The following is an 18,166-nucleotide window of genomic DNA, read 5'->3' as shown; positions in this document are numbered from 1 at the left end:
GGCCGGCGCGGCCGGCGCGGCCGGCGCGGCCGGCGCGGGCGTCAGGATCGGCAGAAGCGACGCGGCCGAGGCGGGCGGAAGCGACACGACGGTCGGGGCTTTCGCGAGCAGGATCGCCGGCGGGGGCGCCCAGAGGTCGTCGGGCTCAGGTTCAGGAACGGCGGCCGGGATCGGCTGGGGGTCCCGTGCCGGGGCCGCGGCGACGGGGGCCGCGGCTTCGACGTCGGCCGGAGCTGCGGCAGCGACCGGTGCGACCGGAACGGCGTCGACGACGGGCGGGCGCGGCTCCGCTGCGGGGCGCACCGGCTCCCAGAAAGGTGCCGGTGAATTGGAGACCCGCGGGGTCCTGGGTGCGACGACAGGCTGCGGCGAGTCGCCCTGACTGAACGAAGCCGGCGGCACCGGAAGCGCAGTGGCCGGCGGCCCGGCCGGCACCGATGGCGCGTCCAGTGGCGCGACGGAGGACGCCAGCGGTGACGGCTGGAACCGGGCGAAGGGCGCGGGTGGTGTGGGCAGTCCGGAGAGCGCGTCGGGCGCCGAGGTCGGGGCCGGCTGCGTGGGCGCAGAAGCGGGCTGCTGCGGCACTCCGGCCGAAACCCCCGCCGGCCAGGCCGCGCCCAGGTTTCGCGAGGGCGCCTGGGCCGCGAACGCCGACTGCTGCAGGGAAAACACCGATTGCTGCGGGGAGTACACGGCCTGCTGCGGACCGCCCGGAACGGTGGCGGTGGGAGCGAGCACGGCGGGCAGGCCGGTCGTTTCCGAGGCACTCCGCCCGGTCGCACCGAAGCCGAGCACACAGGCCCAGACCGGGTAGAGGAGCACGGCGAGCAGCGTGTAGCCACCGCCCTTGCCGAGTCGTCGGTTCACGTTGTTGATCGCAAGGACCTCGAAGACCGCGGCGACGAGGTTGAGACCCGGAACGAAGGCGGCGAAGGCCCAGAGCCCGGAATAGCCGCCGAGCTCGAGCAGCGTCATCGCGTTGACGACCGGGACCCAGGCCTTCCAGGCCTGTTCGCCGAGCCCCCGGAACACCTTGCCCAGCGCGATCGACACGAGAACGTACAGGCCGACGGTGACCAGCAGAACGATGAGCAGGCCGATCACCGCACCGAGGGCGGCACCGGAATCCGCGGCGGACGACGCCATGGGCACCCGCGAGGCAAACGCATCAAACGCGCAGTGATCAACCATTGTGAGTTGTGCGCCCGCGGGTCGGCGAACGCTCCTCCAGTCTGTTCTCGTCGCGCCGGAAGAGGCGCAGGTAGGTGTCGGCGAATCGCCGCGTTTCGAATCGCCGGGAACGGGTTCCCCGCGGTCCGAGCAGCCGGGCGAAGGATTTCAGGGAAAGTGCTGCGCCCACGCGGCCCCTCCGGGTCTGACCGGACCGCAGCAGTTCACGTTCGGTGTCGATGAGCTGCCAGAACCGGTCGCCGTCGCGGTTCTCCGGTGCGAACTCGCCGAAGACCGCGCGGTCGGCGAGGTCGGCGATCGTCACTGAACCGGGACTGACGCTCGCATACGCCGAGGCGATCTCGACCCGGGTGAGCACGCCCTGGTCGGGCAGCCCCCGGTCGACGGCGGTGTCGACGTACTCGTCCCAGCCGCCCGCGAAACGAGCCGTCTGGTCGGCGGCGCCCCGGCGTTCCCGGCGGCGCAGCACCTTGGCGCCCAGGATGGCGACGAACGGAGTCGCCACCACGATCACGGCGAGCAGCCCGAGGCCGACGGCCTTGAGCGCAGCCCAGAGCCAGGCCAGGTTCGGCCCGGTCGCGGCGTCGTCGACGGCGCGCTCATCGCCCGTTGTCGGGTTCGCATTTCCGGGCAATTGCTCCTGGGCATGCTGCTCGATGACCTCGGTGCTGATCTGCGGGTCGCGGGTCGACACATCCGTTTTGGCGAGCGGATGCGTGTACTGCGGAGTCGAGTCGACGGTCACCCAGGCGCCGTCCGCGCCCTGCACCTCGGCCCAGGCGGCGAGGTCCTTGCCGAGGCAGACGCCGTCGAGGCAGGCAGGGCCGGTCGAGGGATCCCCCGACGTGCTGGCCGCGGCACCGCCGTCGAGGGCGAAGCCGAGCACGATCCGCGAGCCGAACCCGAGCTGCCTGGCGAGGAGCGCGGTCGCGACGGCGAACTGCTCGTCGTCGCCGACGCCCGCGACGAGGTCGGCGTTCTCGGTCGACACGGTGCTGTTCTGCTTGTCGAGCAGTGCCGTGAAGAGCGCGCCGATCCGCCCGGTGGAGTGCCCGGCGAGACTCGGCTCGAAGGCGTAGCCGGACAGGTCACTCGTCCAGGAGGCTGCCTGCTCGGCGGTCGGGGCCTGCAGGGCGTGGCTGAGGTAGCCGCGGGCCCGCAGCCTGGTCACGAGTTCGGCGAGCGCCGGCCCGTCTGACCCGAGCTTCTGGGCGTGCACCCAGTCGACGAGGCTCTGCGGGATCACGGTCTCGTCGGCCGGGGTGCTGCCGGCCGCTGGCTTCGCGAGCGCGGTGAGCGCGGTGCCCACGTCGTCTGCCCGGGTCTCCACCGTGTAGCTGTCGCCGGCGGCGAGCGGGGCCAGCTCGACCCCGGTGGCGGTCGCCCGGTTGTAGAAGTACCCGGCGGTCAGGGTCTGGCCGCGCTCCCCCGCGAAGCGGATGCTGCTGAGCGCCCCGCTCCCCGGAAGCCACGCAGCGGCATAGTCGCCGAGGGTGAACGTCGCCGTGCTGGACCCGTCAGTGGCCGGGGTCGGGGGCAGTCGGGCGAAGGCGGTGTCCTGGTTGGCGGAGCCGGTCGCGGGGTCGATGACCCGGAACACCTGGCCGTCGTAGTAGCTCAGCACAGCGAGCCGCACCCGCGAGAGCGCCGGTCCGGTGGTCGTCACCCGGAACAGTTCGGAGTCGTACCGGTCGGCGGCGAAGTAGCTCCGGTACTGGCTGAGCGGGCTGACGTACCCGCGCAGTTCCACGGCGGGGTCGATCGCGGCGCGCAGCACGCTCCGCTCGTCCGGCCGGGCGATCGTCGACAGTGCGGGCAGCGCGACGGCGACCGCGACCAGGAGCACGGTGCCCGCGAGCACGACGCGACGCACCCGGCGGGGCCGGCCGGCGGATGCCCGGCGCACGCCGCTCGCCCGCGCCGCGAGGCGGAGGGCCGCTCGTCGAGCCTCGCGGGTGCGCCAGACGAGGAAGCCAAATCCCGCGAGGAAGCCGGCGAGGCCGACGAGGGCCTCACGTGGCGCGGGCAGGCTCAGGCCGGAGACCTGAACGGCCGGGCTGCCGTCGCGGGAACCGAAGACGATCCCGAACACGATCAGCACGAACATGATCGGCGGCATCAGCACGTCGAGCCGTTTCGCGCGCCAGACGAGCGAGAGAGCGGCGGTGAGGCCGCCGAGGAAGAGGAAGAAGGCCGGAGCGAGCAGCGACTGGTAGTCGCCGACCGGGATGCGGATAGTGAGCAATTCCTTCCAGCCGAGCACGGGCGCGGTCACGAGTTCGAGCCAGCCCGCGGCCGCCGTCGGCAGGCTCGCGAGGGCGGACGGGACCGCGAACGGCACACCGAGCAGGAGGTAGGCGCAGGCGGTGACCCCGAGCACCCTCGGCCAGGCCCAGGACCGGAGCAGGCCGAGCCAGGCGATCGCGGCCGCGGCGCCGAATGCTCCGGCGAGCATCACGACGTAGGACCCGGACTGGTAGATCGGCCAGGCCGCCCACCCGGCGACCAGGAACAGGGCGAGCACGAACACCCCGGAGGCGATGAGCACGGGGGTGCCCGGCCCGGGACGCGGCGAACGCGCTGCGGAGCGCGGCCGGGCGGAGCGGCGGATGCCCTCCCGGCCGCGGTCACGGGCGCGAACGCGCCGGTCGGCTGGGTCGCCGGGGCGGTCCCTGGCCTCGTCGTCGCTCATGCGACCCGCCTGCTCAGCAGCGACCGGAAGTCGTCGAGAATCTCGATGGTGAGCACGGGGGTTCCGGCCAGGATCCTGAAGCTCGGCGTACCGAGCGGGTCACAGAGCACGACGACGACGGACACTCCGGGTGGGAACGAGAGGGAGAGGGCCTGCAGCCGCCTGGTCGTGACGGCCGAGCCGCAGACGACGAAAGCGATCGACATGTCCGGGATCACCTGGGCGGCGAGCGCGGCGACCTGTTCGAGCGACATCGCCCGGGGGCTCGACTCGATCGCGGTCAGGTCGTCGAGCAGGCCGCGGGTGGAGAGGACGTTGAGAACGCGAATCGAGCGGATGGCGGCGCGCGCGATCTCGGGGATCTCCTCGCTCGCGACGACGGCGAGGTCCCTGCCGTCGCGGATGGCGCGGACCCCGAGCGAGCCGGCAGCGCTCACGGCGAGTTCGAATTCGTCGTCGGAGCCGTATTCGGCGGTGTTGAGGCTCAGCAGGATCGCCAGCCGGGACCGGCGGGTCTCCTCGAACTGGCGCACCATCAACTGGCCGGTCTTGGCGGTGGACTTCCAGTGGATGTGCCGCTGGCCGTCGCCGGGTGCGTACGCGCGGATCGCGTGGAAGGAAATATCGGAATCGACGACATCCGCCGTCGGGTTGCCCTCGAGGTCGCGCACGAAGCCCGCGCTCGTGCTCGGGATCGACACGGTCACCGGGTGCACGAACAGCCGGTGCACCTCAGCCCAGGCGAGCTCCCGTTTGAGGACGCCGAGCGGGTCGGAGCGCACGGTCGTGACCGGGCCGACGTCGATGACGCCACGGCGGTACGCGGGCACCGAAACCGACTCCTCGTGCACGTGGCCGGGGCGCAGGAGCGGCACGTGGACATCCGTCAGCCCGGCGCCGATCGGCACGTCGACCCGGCCGGGCAACTCGAGCCGCTTCGACACGTTCTCGATGCGGAGCGTTCCGGTCACCTCGGAGCCGGCGACGACCCGCTCGACGGGCAGGGTGAATGCGACGCTGTATGCGCGACCGCCGGCGAGGAAGGGCAGCGAGATGACGAGAAGCACGAGGCCGACGAGGCCGGCGAGGATGAGCTCGGCCCAGCCAAGGAGGAGGCCGAGCGGGAGGAGCACGAGGGCGCAGGTCACGACGAGCCAGCCGGCGGGCGTGACGGTCTCCGATACCCAGCGCACGGATGCTGTCGTGCCGGCGACGACGGCGCGGCGGGCGCGCACGGACCAGACGACGGCGTCGATCAGGGCGCCGGCTCGCGTGGAGGTGTAGCGGGTGTGCGTCGTGGACCCGAAACCCGTCCCGGTGCGCGTCAGACGGGACTCCGTGCGGGTGAACCGGGAGTCCGTGTGGGTCAGCCGGGACCCGGTATGCGTGAGCTTCGCCTCAGGCCGGGGGGTCACGCCATGTCACTTCGACTCGGGGGTACCGTGTCGAGCAGGATCTGGCCGATGACCGCCCCGGCGGTGACGCCGTCGAATTCGGCCTCGGGGTCGAGCACCATCCGGTGGGCGAGCACCTGCTCGGCGAGTGCCTTGACGTCGTCGGGGGTGACATATGCCCGGCCGTGGGCGGCCGCCCAGGTCTTGGCGGCCTTCATCAGGGAGCGGGCGCCGCGCACGCTCACGCCCATCCGCACCTGACGGGCGCTGCGGGTGGCCTCGACGAGACGCCCGACGTAGTCGTAGACGAGCGGGTTGACGAACACGGCCCGCGCGATCGCGGACATCTCGACGAGAGCCTGCGGGGTGAGCACGGGCGCGAGTTCGTGGCGCACCTCACTCGTGCCCTCGAGGATGCGGATCGTCGCGGCGAGGTCGGGGTAGCCGAGGGACGTCTTCATCATGAACCGGTCGAGCTGGGCCTCGGGCAGCCGGTACGTTCCGGCCTGCTCGATGGGGTTCTGCGTGGCGATCACGAGGAAGGGCACCCCGGTCGAGCGGGTGACGCCGTCGACCGTGACGTTGCCCTCTTCCATGGCCTCGAGCAGCGCCGACTGGGTCTTCGGGCTCGCCCGGTTGATCTCGTCGGCGAGCACGACGTTCGCGAAGATCGGCCCGCTGTGGAACTCGAAGGTGCCCGACTTCTGGTCGTACACGGTGATGCCGGTCACATCGCCGGGCAGCAGGTCCGGGGTGAACTGGATGCGGGTGCTCACGCCCTGCACGGTCTGCGACATGGCGCGGGCGAGAGAGGTCTTGCCGGTGCCGGGGAAGTCCTCGAGCAGCAGGTGGCCCTCGCTGACCATGGCGGTGAAGGCGAGCTCGATGGCGTGGCGCTTGCCGAGCACGACCTGTTCGACGTTGTCGACCATGGCGGTGAACATGCCGGAGAACCAGGCGGACTGCTCAGGGGTGACTGTCATGGGTGTTCGTTTCCTCGATCTGATTGCAGGGTGTCTAGTTGCAGGTTGTCTCGGTGCCGGGTCGTGCGTCGGTTCCGGTGCTGAGAGTGAAGGGGTCGAGCCCCGAGGTCGAGGCTCCGCTCCAGGTGACGGTCCCGGTCACGTTCCGCACCTTGGTCGCGCCCGCAGGAACCTGGGCGCCGGTGGCCTTGGCCCAGGTGCCTTCCTTCGGCGTCGTCGGCGGCGCCGCGGTCGGGCTCGTCGTGGGAACGGGGTCCGGCGCCGGCGGGGTGTAGTACCAGAAGACCGTCGCCGTGCCCACTGCGGTCGCGGTGCCCGGTCCAGCGACCTTGAGCTTGAGGGCGCCCTTGGCGGTGCAGCTCGCGACCGTGAGGTCCTCGATGCTTGCCTGCCAGGCGCGCGTGGGGGCGAACGCGGTCACGGCGGATTCCGGGCCGCAGCGGTCCGCGCGGGTCTCGAGGCAGTACTTGACGGTGATCACCGGGTCGGCGCCCCAGGTGTCGGGAATCCGGGAGAACACCGGCACGAACTTGGCCGGCGGGGCGACCGCGGAGGTGGGTTCGCTGGTGATCGTGTACTTCCCGCCGCCCTTGGCGGTCGTCACAGCGTAGGTGTATGTGCCGTCGCCAGGCGCCTTGGGCTCAGACCAGGTCAGCACGGGGCCGCTGTCGGCGGTGACGATGGCAGAGACCACACCGAAACCGTTGGAGGCGCAGAGTTCGACGTCGTACGTGGCGTTCTCCGTCAGCCCGGTCATCGTTGCCGCACCCTCGTAGCCGAGGTCCCCGGCGGCCGCGGGGCAAGCGGGCGGCTGCCCGCGGTCGTAGGGAAGGAAGAGGTACTTCAGCGGTTTCGTGCTCGAGTTCGGGTCCACGGCGTAGCCGGAGACCGTGAGCGTCGTCTTGGTGGCGGTGACGGTGCCGACGCTCGTGACGAGCGGCTTGCCCGCGACACTCACGGGCGTCGAGATGGCTGCCGTGGCCGGCCCGTTGGTCAGCGGCGGCATGTACGCGCTCAACGGGGTCACCACGACCGACTGATCGCCGACCGGAAGGGTCAGGGTCAGGGCGGTGGTCGCTCCGGCGCCCCGCGGGTACTGGTGGCCGTTGACGTCGTAGCGGTTGGTCGACTCGTCCGAGTTGCCGATCGTGACGTTCACGGCGCCGGCGGTGTCCGAGGTGATCCCCCGGTCGTAGACGGTTGCGGCCGTGACGTCCCCGAGGCCGGGGTTCGCGTACGACCAGGCCGTGACGGACACGCTCCCGGTCGACGTGCCCTCGGCGTTGACCGAACGGGCCTCGTAGCCGAGCCGCGCGCCGTTCGCGGCCGTCGCGATCGGGCCACAGCGCCCGGAGGCGTCGCAGCTGCCGACCGTTTGGCCGTTCTGCGTGATGGTGAAGCCCGTGAGCGGCGGGTAGGCCACCGCGGCCGCGCCCGGGGACACGACGAGGGTGATCGAACGGTCCTTGTAATCGGCCTGGGTGACCGAGTTCGGGGACTTGGGGAAGCCGTGCAGGTCGACCGTGACGGAGCCGTTGCGTTCCCCCGCGCTGTCCCTGCCCTGGGCGTCCCGCACGACGAAGCTCGTCTGGCAGCTGCCGCCCGCGGCGTCCGCCGCCCAGGCGGCCGTGACGTGGCGGGCATCCGCGACCGAGAAGGAGACGCCGGCGCACGTGGCCGACCCGACCGAGACGAGCGTCAGCGCCGTCGACGCGTACAGGTTGACCTCGCCGGCCGTGCCGATCACGTCGATCGAGCAGCTCGACCCCTTCGACTGGGAGCACTCGCTCGAGGTGGTTCCGCCCTTCGGCAGGGCGCTCGGCGCCGGCCCGACCTTGAGCGAGAGCACGGCGGCCGGGGTCTGGGGGTTGCTGCTGAGGCTCACGGCGACGGCGACCTCGCTGCCGGGGGGCGCGGTGTCCGCGGTCGTGATCGAGAGGGTGGAGCCGGTCTTCGCCACCGTGAAGAGGCTGCCGGCCGAGCCGACGGTGAAGGCGAGCGGGGACAGGTCGGTGTGCCCGGTCCAGGTCGCCATCTGGGTGAGGTCGAACGTGATCGCGGCAGACCCGGGGCTCTGCGTCAGCGAGGCGCTGCGCAGCACAGGCTGCGGGTCGAGCGGTTCGACCTCGACCGGCACGACGAGTTCGGTGAATTCGGCCTGGCCGCTGATCCGTGCGGGGATGCTGCAGGTGTCCGTCCAGGGTGCTCCGGCGCCCGCCGTGTATGTCAGGGTGGTGCCACCCTCGACGCGGCAGGTCGCCGCGGTGCGCTGCCCGGAGGCCGCAACGTTGCCGCCGTCGATCTCGAGGGTCGTTCCCTCCGGGATGGTCACGAGCTTCGCGAGGTCGAAGCTGACGGAGGCCCCTTCCTTCACCTTCTGCGTCGCATCGCCGCGGTTGAGCGCGAGGATGACCGCGTCTTTGGCCGGCAGGCGCAGGAAGCCGTACGTCGTGACGACCACCCCGTTGAAGTTCGTGCCGGTGAGGGAGAACGGCACCAGGAAGCCGGAGTCCGGAGCGGTGCCCTTGATCGTCCAGCCGGAGACGGTGAGGCCGTGGGCGTCTCCCCAGAGCGCGAGGGTCAGGCCGCCCACGTCACCGGAGGCCCAGGACACCTTCCCCGTGACGACGTCGATGCCCGCCGGCAGCTTCGAGCGCTGCTCCGTGGCGATCAGCGTGTCGGTGACGACCGGGTAGTCCGGCACGGATGCCCGCACGACCTTCATCACGATCAGGCCGAGCCCGATGTCGCCGTTCGGGTTCGTCACCGAGTAGACGAAGGTCATCGTGCCCTGTTGCAGGCCGGCGGTGAGGACGACCGTGTTGCCTGTCACGGCGCCGATCCGTTCGGACAAGGCCGCGAATTCGGCCGTGTCCGCCGGGGCGTCCGGGGTGACCGCGCCGAGGGTCAGCGCGGCCCCCGCCGGTTCGATGTCATTGCCGGTCGGCGAGACGACGACCTGGTTGGTGGCGCCGGCCTCGACCTCGACGTAGTCGCTGAAGGTGATCGGCCGCGGGTTGGCCCGCTGGTCGAGCACGCCGATGCGCACGAGGGCGGTTGCGGTCTCCCCCGCGGCGTCGCGCACCCGGTAGGTGAACTGCACCGGCCCGTTGAAGCCGGCCACGCTCGTGTAGACGATCGCGTTGCCCGCTGCGGTCACCGCTGCGGTTCCGCTCGGTGGCTGCGTCATCACCCGATCGAGCAGCACGGAGTCGCCGTCCGGGTCGACGCCGAAGCTGTCGAAGGGGATCTCTACGCTCTCGCCGGAGAGTACCCGACCGGTGAGCACCCGGGGCAGGGGAGCACGGTTCCGGCCGTCGGCGAGCACCTCGACGGTCACGGTGGCGCTGTCGACGAGCTCGGCCGAGCCGGCGATGTAGATGCCGTACCGCAGTTCGTAGCTTCCGGCCTCCTCGGGGGCGAGGTAGCGCAGGACCGAGCCGGCGGCGAAGGCGAGACCCTTCCCCGAGGGGTTGTCGATCGACTCGGCGTTGAGCATCACGACGTTGCCGTCGGGGGCGACGTCGTTGTTCAGCACCGGGATGTCGATCTGCGCGCCCGCACGCACGACGACCCGATCGGCGACGGCGATCGGCGCCTGTGGGACGGAGGGGGGCAGCAGGTAGACCGTCGCCTGCCCGCGCACGGTCGCCGCCGGGTTGCCGGTGCCGTCGGAGACGGTGTAGCGCACGACACCGATCTGGCCCGGCTGCTCGGTGGCGCTGGTTCCGCGCACGCGCAGGATGGTCTGGCCGACGACGTCGACGTCGAGCGTCGCACCGGCCGCGCGCTCGGGCAGGGCATCGCTCAGTAGCAGGATCCGGCCGGCCGGGTTCGAGACGGCCGTGAAGACGTCGACGCTCGTGTCGATCTTGGGACGCACGAAGACCGAGACCGGTGAGGTGGTCAGCGGGGTGGTGTCCGGGGCGACCACGGTGATCCGCACGAGCGAGACCACGGTGCTGAGCGCATCCGCCACGGTCATGCTGACCAGGTAGCTGCCGGGCCTGTCGGCCGAGAAATCGAAGCTGCCGCCGCCGGTGTTGACGGCCTGGGTGACCCCTTCCGTGCTCGGGGGTGTCGTGACGGAGGTGATCTGGACGGCGCCGGCCGAGCCGTCGATGTGCGCGGCCGGGTCGACGGTGATGCGCTCGCCGACGGCCGCCAGCAGCGCGAAGGGGCGCACGCTCAGTTTCGGGGCGGGCGTGACCTGGATCTGGAGGGCCTTGGTCGCGGTGGCACCGTAGACGTCGGACACCCGCACGTCGATCGAGACCGGCTGCAGGCTCGAGTCCGCAGGGTTGGGGTGCTTGAAGACGAGGGTGCCGTCCGGCGTCGCGCTGACCGACCCGATCCCGGTGGTGTCGGTCGCCTCGCTCACGAAGAGGGGGTCGCCGTCCGGGTCGACCCAGCCAGGGAGCACGGAGACGCTGACCATGCCGCCCGGTTGCACCTCGGGGGCCGGCCAGTCGCGCAGGCACCCTGTCGTGCCGCACCAGACCGGGGCGGCGTTGACACTCGCCTCGTGCACGGTGAGGGTCACCGTGGTCGGCGGGGAATCGAGCCCGTCGACGCGGGTGCCGTCGGTCACGCCGTAGCTGAAGGTCGCGGTGCCCTGGGCGCCCGGCGCGACCTGCACCGCGAGCGACTGGCCCTGGTCGGTGATGCTGAGAGTGCCGAAGTCCGGGTTCAGCCCCGTGACGAGGGCGGGGGCGATGGTCAGCACGTCCTCGTTGGCGTCATGGTCGTTGAGCAGCACCGGCAGCTGCACGAGTGAGCCCGCGCGCACCCCGAAGCTGTCCGGCTCGGCGACGGGCGCCTTCGGGTCCACCACGACGGATGCCTTCTCCACGTCCGAGCTCTGCTTCGGCTCGTTCTGCGATGCGAGGCCCCAGTCCTGGGAACTCGGCACGAGCGAACCGTCGGGAATTGTCCAGACCCAGCCGCTCTGGGTGTCGTTGAGGATCATCCGGCTGCCGGTGGCCTGGAACACCGGGGCCGGGTCGCCGTTGGCGGTCGCGGCACCGTAGGAGAGCGGCCGGGCGCCGGCCGTGCTGCTCCAGAGCGTGCCCGCCGTGCCCGTGGACGGCAGCCAGGCCGCGTACACGGAGCCATCGAACGCGGTCGGTGCGGCCGGGATACCGAGGGTGCCGCTGCCGCCGAGGTCAGCGCTCGAGCGGGCCCCGTCGGAGAGGGCGAAACCGGCGAGGCCGGCCTCGTCGGCGAGGTAGACGATGTCGCCTGCCGGGGAGGGGCGCTGCAGCACGGCGCGCGCTGAGGCATCCGTTGTGACGGGCTGGTCGCGGCCCCGCAACCAGAGCCGGTCGCCCGCGGCGTTCAGGAGCGCCCAGGTGCTGCCGACGACGGTCAGCTGCGAGCCGGCTTCGGTGGGCCCGTCGGTGACGGGGTCGGTGCCGTCGACCTTCCCGGTGCCGATCGAGAAACGCACGACGCTCGTCGTCGCACCCGAGTAACTGGAGAGGACCCCGTCGCTCCCGATTGCGATCGCGTCTGACCGGTAGACCGGGCGGCTCTCCCCCGCCACGACGGCGTCCCCGGCGTATGGGTCGAACCGGGCCGGGGCGGAGGCGGCGTCGGCCCCGCCGTGCGCGGTGTAGACGTCGCCGTTGCTCGTGAGGTAGCCGACCCAGTCGCCGGACGAGACGACGCTCACGGTCCCCGAGGGGGTGTTCTGGTATTCGGGCGAGGTGTCGCTGAGGTCGAGCGGGTCGGCCAGGCTGACGTCGACCACCTTCTCGTTGTTCTGGGCGAAGAGCAGCACGTTCGAGGCCGTCTGCACGAGGGTGCTCGGGCTGCGCACGGTCTTCACGGTGTCGAGCTCGCCGAGGTCGGTATTCACCCGCGCATAACGGTTCCCGGTGCCGTTCTGCAGCGCCCAGACCGAGCTGTCACTCACCGGCGTCTGCTTCACGTCGAAACCGTTCGCGACGACCGCGGCACCGACGAGCAGGGTGGCGGATGCCGCGACGGCGACGATCCTGACCCAACCGGGCCAGGGCGTGCGCGCCGGGTTCCGTAGCCCGGTCAGCGGTCGTGCGGCCATCAGCCGACCAGCCCGGCGAGCGAGAGCACCAGCAGGGTCGCCGCGACGCCGGCGATGACCGCGCCGGCCAGGAGCAGTGCCAGTTTCAGGCCGGACCCGCCGGACCGGCGTGGTGCTGCCGCTCCGTTGAACCGGGTGCCCTCGTTCGTCTGGGAGACCGCGGGGGCGGACTCGCGCTTCCGGCGCTTGCTCTCCACGGCGACGACCGAGATGGGCGGCCCGGGCACGACGGTGTTGTTGAAGTCGACGGGCGTCGCGGCGGCGGCCCACTCGTCGGCGGCGACCTCGAGCGGGGTCGGCGGGAGGCCGAGGCCCTGCTGCAGAAGTTGCAGTTCACGCGCGCACTGCAGCAGGCTCTGCTGTCGTCGCCCTGGGTCGCGGCTCATCGTGCGGGCGAGGAACTCCTCGAGGGCCGCGGGAACGACACCGCCGATCGGGGTGTACTTCGCCCGGCCGATGCGGGACTTGAGCTGCGCGGCCGTCGGACGCGGGGCATCCGTCACCTCGAAGGGTGCGCGGGAGGCGAGCAGGGAGTAGATGGTCGCGCCGAAGGACCAGACCTCGGTCGCGACGGTACCGGTGGTGTGCTCGGCGACGACCTCTGGGGCACTCCAGGGCACGGACATGGCGATCAGGTGCTCGGTATCGAGGCTCGTCAGCGAGGCGGCGATGCCGAAGTCCGCGAGCACGGGCGCGCCGAGGGTCGTGACGAGGATGTTGGACGGCTTGATGTCGCGGTGCAGCACGCCGGAGCGGTGCGCGGTCTCGAGGGCACACGCGATCTTCACGGCGAGGGCGAGCACGTCGGCGACGGCGCCTGCTTCCCGGCGGTAGGTCTGGCCGGGCGACCCCGGGCAGTACTCCATGACGAGGTAGGGGCGGCCGTCTGCCGAGATGCTCGCGGTGAAGACCGTCAGGATCGCGGGGTGTGCGCTCAGCCGCGCCATCACATCCGCTTCGGCGTTGAACATGCGCAGCACGTCGTTGTCGACGACGTCGCGGAGCAGCACCTTGATGGCGACGGGACGCCTCGGCATGTTCTGCTCGAAGAGGAACACGTCGGCGAATCCGCCGGAGCCGAGCGGGCGGACGTAGGTGTATCCGGACAGGATCGGCGGCACAGAAGGAAGTCTCCTCGCCACGATTCCCCCGACCCAGCCTAGTTTCAGTGCGTCCCCAGGGCCCACGCAACCCCTCGTGAAGTCTAGGGGAGGAGTGCACCTGCGGCAGCACTCCTCCGGCACTCATCCGGCGCCGGGACTCCGGTAGCCTCGCACTAAGCCGCTGGGCGGTAAAAGTGGGGGGCGTATGAAACTCAAGCTGACTCTTGGTCTGCCCGAGGGGGACACCGATGTGCTCCTCACCGTGGACGTGCTCGCGTCGATCGGGGAGATCTCCCGCAACCTCGTGGTCGGGGTTCCCGGGTCCTCACCGCACCGGGAGGCGGCGAGGAGCAACAGCGCCCCGCTGACCCTGCGGGTCCGGTATCCGAACAACCCCGTCCCGCACATCCTCGATCCCCTTGCCTCGGTGTTCACCTCCGGGCTGTGCTCCGGATGCTGGGTCGAGGTGATCCAGCCGAGCCAGGCCCGCCCGACGGACGTCATGCTCTACCAGAGGAGCGCGACGGCCACGGTGCTGAGCGGGCCACAGGCTGGCCTCGAATTCGGCCTCACCCCCGGCCCCAACACCGTCGGCCGCGGCCGCGGTTGCCGGGTGCTGCTCGCCGACGACGCCGTCTCCCGCAGGCACGCCGTGATCGAGGTCGGCACCGGCGCCGGCGCCGGAATCACGATCACCGACCAGAGCTCGGGCAACGGCGTGTACGTCGACGATCACCTCGTCGCGGCCGCGCAACTCGGCCCGGCCAACGTCGTCGCCGTCGGCAACACGACCTTCTCGGTCACGCCCGTGCAGGCCCCTCCCGCCCCGTCCGGCGCCGGCCGGCCGCTCGCCGTCGTCGAATTCGCCAGGTCGCCCCGCGTCGACGAGCGCTACCCCGACCGGAAGCTCTCCGCGCCGGTGCCGCCCCGCCGCGGCGAACCGCAGAAGTTCCCGTTCCTCGCCGTGATCGCGCCGCTCGTGATGGGCGGAGTGCTCTTCGCCGTGACCCACTCGCCACTGAGCCTGGTCTTCGTGGCACTCTCCCCGATCATCATGCTCGGCACCTACATCGACACGCTCGTCACCGAGCGGCGGAAGAAGAAGGAGACGACCGCCCAGTTCGAGTCGGGCCTCGAGGCCGTGCGCGGCAAGCTCACCATCGAACGCGGCCGCGAGGCCGTCGTCAGGAACGCGGAATCGCCGAGCACGATGGAGGTCTGCACGGCCATGCTGTCGCGCAGCGCCCTGCTCTGGACCCGGCGGCCCGAGCACCAGACCTTCCTCGAGGTGCGCCTGGGGCTCGGCGGCCAGCTGAGCCGCATCGACGTCGAACTCCCCGCCCGCAACGAGTCCGAGGAGAAGTACTGGACCGTTCTCGAGGACTTCAAGGAGGAGAACACCACCGTTCCCGGCGTTCCCGTGCTCGAGAAGTTCGACAGGGCCGGCAGCATCGGCATCGCCGGGAGCTCGCTCTGGTCGGAGGGAGTGCTGCGGTCGATCATCGTGCAGCTCTGCGGACTGCACTCGCCGTCCGACCTCGTGCTCGCGTGCTTCGCCGACCCGGACAGCCAGGACGAGTGGCAGTGGCTCAAGTGGCTGCCCCACGTCGGGTCGGTCTACAGTCCGATCGCGACGAGTCACCTCGCCGCCGACGCGACCACGAGCGGCCACCTGCTCGCGCAACTGGAAGAGGTGCTCGCCCGGCGCAAGGCCGAGCGATCGGCCGCCGGCGGCAGCATCCGCTCCCACCTCGAGGAAACCGCGAGCATCGACGAGCTGCACGGCCAGGCGGTGCGGGCGCTGCCGACGACGCCCGTGATCGTGGCCATCGTGATGAGCGACAGCCAGGTGGACCGCGGCCGTCTCGTCACCCTCGCAGAGGAGGGGCCCGACTACAGCGTGCACCTGCTCTGGCACGCGGCGAGCGTCGCCGACCTGCCCGCGGCCTGCCGCACCTACGTCGACGTCGCCGCGGACGGCACCGGCGTCGTCGGCTTCGTGCGCTCGGCGACGCGGGTCGTCGTGAGTCCCCTCGAGATCATCGCGGGGGCGGATGCCGCGGTGGCGGCACGGCTGCTCTCGCCCGTTCAGGACAGCGGGGCCAGGGAACTCGACGAGAGCGACCTCCCGGCGAGCGTGTCCTACCAGGACCTGCAGCCCGAGAACGTGATCTCGTCGCCGGACGCCGTCGCAGCGCTCTGGGACCGCAGTCACAGCCTCACCGCGCGCTGGCGGGACAACCCGCCGCACGAAGCCGGCACGCTCAGCGGCATCGTCGGCCAGGGCGCATCCGGTGTGCTGCGGCTCGACCTGCGCGAACACGGACCACACGCCCTCGTCGGCGGCACGACCGGGTCGGGCAAGAGCGAGTTCCTGCAGACCTGGATCATGAGTCTCGCGAGCGAGTACAGCCCCGACCGGCTCACCTTCCTCCTGATCGACTACAAGGGCGGTGCCGCGTTCGCGGAGTGCACCCGGCTGCCGCACACCGTCGGCCTCGTCACCGACCTCAACACCCACCTCGTGCGCCGCGCGCTCACCTCGCTGCGGGCCGAGCTGCACTACCGCGAGACGCTGCTCAACGACAAGGGCGCCAAGGACCTGATCAGTCTCGAGAAGCGCGGCGACCCCGACGCGCCGCCCTCCCTCGTGATCGTCATCGACGAGTTCGCGGCCCTCGTCGGAGAGGTGCCGGAGTTCGTCGACGGGATCGTCGACGTCGCGCAGCGCGGCCGTTCCCTCGGACTGCACCTCGTGATGGCCACCCAGCGCCCGGCCGGCGTGATCAAGGACAACCTGCGCGCCAACACGAACCTCCGGATCGCGCTCCGCGTCGCCGACGAATCGGACAGCCAGGACGTCATCGGCCGGAAGGACGCCGCGACCTTCGACCCGGCCACTCCCGGTCGCGGCGTCGCCAAGCTCGGCCCCGGCAAGCTCATCCACTTCCAGACCGGGTACCTCGGCGGCCGCAGCCGCGCCGCGGCGAAGCTGCCCGACATCGACATCGCCGAGTTCCCGTTCGAGGTCAGGGACAGCTGGCCGGTCGACCTGCCCTCCGCCCCTGTCCGCCGGGACACCCCCAGGGACATCGAGCTGATGCTGCACTCCATCCAGGCCGCGGCGGCCGGGCTGCACCTCGAGACCCCGCGGAAGCCCTGGCTGTCCCCGCTCGCCGACGTCGTCGACCTGCGCTCAGTCGACACCGGTCCATCCGGCACCGGGGCTGCCGACCTCGGGTCCTCGATCGCACTCGGGATCCAGGACGAACCCCAGCGCCAGCGGCAGAGCCCCTTCGGCTTCGACCCGGACGCGCAGGGCAACCTCGCGATCCTCGGCACGAGCGGCTCCGGCAAGAGCGCGGCGCTTCGCACGCTCGCGATCTCCGCCTCCTGCGGCGCCAAGCGGTTCCCGGTCGAGATCTACGCGATCGACTTCGCCGGCGGCGCCCTCGGCCTCCTCGGTGCGCTGCCGACGGTCGGCGCCGTGATCCCCGGCGACGACACCGAACGCGTCGAGAGACTGATCCGCCACCTCGTCGACGTCGCCGCCGAACGCGCCCTCCGGTACGCGAAGGAACCGGCCTCGACCCTGACCGACTACCGGCAGCTGAGCGGCAACACGGCCGAGCCGCGGATCCTCGTCCTGATCGACGGGATGGCGAACTTCCGGCACGCCTATGAGTTCCGGGCGGGGGACGGCACGTTCCAGGCGCTCGCCCAGCTCCTCTCGGTCGGCCGTCAGGTCGGCATCCATTTCGCCGTGAGCGCCGACCGGGCCGGGGTCATCCCGACCGTTCTGAGCGCGAACATCCAGTTGAACATCGTGCTGCGGATGGCGTCCCAGGCCGACTACGGGATCCTCGGCGTTCCCGCGGACATCCTCGAGGACGCTCCCCCCGGTCGCGGCGTCCGGGACGGCGGCGAGGTGCAGTTCGCGGTCCTCGGCGGGTCCAGCAGCCTGAGCGACCAGTCCCTCGCGGCCCAGGCCCTCGGTGACGAGTTGCGCGCCGCCGGGGTGCAGGCGGCCGCGCCGATCCAGAGGCTCGCGGAACGCATCCGCCTGGACGACCTGCGCCCACTCGCGGACAACCGACCCGTGATCGGCGTCGCCGACTCCGACCTGCTCCCGATCGGGATCAGCCCGGAGGGCCTCGTCGTCGTGACCGGCCCGCTGCGCAGCGGCAAGACGACCGCGCTCAAGACCCTCGTGCGCACCTTCACCCGCTCCCTTCCCGGCAACGATCCCATCCTGATCAGCCCCCGGCCAGGGAGCGAGCTCGCCGGATTCGCCCCGTGGAGCCGCCTGGCGCTCGGACTCTCCGATTCCGAGACCCTCGCCCGCGACCTCATCGCGAGCCTCGGCTCGGGGACGTGGCCTGTCACAGGCAGCCCCGGTGTGATCGTGGTCGAGACGGCCGGCGATTTCGAGGGCTCGACCGCTGAGAGCGCCGTTGCGACGCTGATCAAGGCGGCCAGGAAGGCCAACGTCCTCATCGTGGTCGAGACCGACCTGTCGACCGGCCCGGCGGCCTGGCAGATCCACTCCGAGCTCAAGACGGCGCGGGTCGGACTCGTGTTGCAGCCGGAGGAGAGCGACGGGATCGGCCTGTTCCGGGTCGCCTTCCCGCGCGGAAGCCGCGCCGACTTCCCGGAGGGCCGCGGCTACCTCGTGGAGTCCGGCCGGGCCACGAAGGTGCAGGTGGCGCTCACCGACTGAGAAGACGCCACAAAACCGC

General features: G+C 71.4%; 7 protein-coding genes. 1 reads left to right on the top strand and 6 read right to left on the bottom strand.

Annotation, left to right across the window (positions count from 1 at the left end):
• The 6 genes from E3O44_RS18760 to E3O44_RS18735 all read right to left on the bottom strand — a co-directional run.
• Positions 1 to 1,146 (bottom strand): DUF5684 domain-containing protein (locus E3O44_RS18760; RefSeq protein ID WP_241976437.1); only part of this gene is annotated, 1,146 nt, incomplete at its 3' end.
• Between the two features lie 37 nt (positions 1,147 to 1,183).
• Positions 1,184 to 3,883, bottom strand: coding sequence for a transglutaminase domain-containing protein (locus E3O44_RS18755; protein ID WP_134536673.1), 2,700 nt, complete (start codon positions 3,881 to 3,883; stop codon positions 1,184 to 1,186).
• Positions 3,880 to 5,298 carry a DUF58 domain-containing protein gene (locus E3O44_RS18750; RefSeq protein ID WP_241976436.1) on the bottom strand — a complete coding sequence of 473 codons (1,419 nt, stop codon included), beginning with the start codon at positions 5,296 to 5,298 and terminating at the stop codon, positions 3,880 to 3,882. The genes E3O44_RS18755 and E3O44_RS18750 overlap by 4 nt, the downstream gene beginning before the upstream one ends.
• Positions 5,295 to 6,260 carry an AAA family ATPase gene (locus E3O44_RS18745; protein ID WP_134536671.1) on the bottom strand — a complete coding sequence of 322 codons (966 nt, stop codon included), beginning with the start codon at positions 6,258 to 6,260 and terminating at the stop codon, positions 5,295 to 5,297. The genes E3O44_RS18750 and E3O44_RS18745 overlap by 4 nt, the downstream gene beginning before the upstream one ends.
• Positions 6,261 to 6,294: 34 nt before the next feature.
• Entirely contained in the window at positions 6,295 to 12,324 is a 6,030-nt protein-coding gene (locus E3O44_RS18740; RefSeq protein WP_134536669.1) for an Ig-like domain-containing protein, read from the bottom strand.
• A complete protein-coding gene (locus E3O44_RS18735) occupies positions 12,324 to 13,445 on the bottom strand; it encodes a serine/threonine-protein kinase (RefSeq protein ID WP_241976435.1) in 1,122 nt (373 codons plus the stop codon). The genes E3O44_RS18740 and E3O44_RS18735 overlap by 1 nt, the downstream gene beginning before the upstream one ends.
• Before the next feature lie 187 nt (positions 13,446 to 13,632).
• On the opposite strand from E3O44_RS18735, the gene E3O44_RS18730 reads away from it, so the two are divergent.
• Complete coding sequence (locus E3O44_RS18730; RefSeq protein ID WP_134536665.1) at positions 13,633 to 18,147, top strand: FtsK/SpoIIIE domain-containing protein; 4,515 nt, start codon at positions 13,633 to 13,635, stop codon at positions 18,145 to 18,147.
• Positions 18,148 to 18,166 lie beyond the last annotated feature (19 nt).

This window comes from Cryobacterium algoricola (assembly GCF_004402485.1).
Classification (GTDB): domain Bacteria; phylum Actinomycetota; class Actinomycetes; order Actinomycetales; family Microbacteriaceae; genus Cryobacterium; species Cryobacterium algoricola.
The sequence above is the reverse complement of the archived record's forward strand: the minus strand, read 5'-3'. Positions and strand labels throughout refer to the sequence as shown.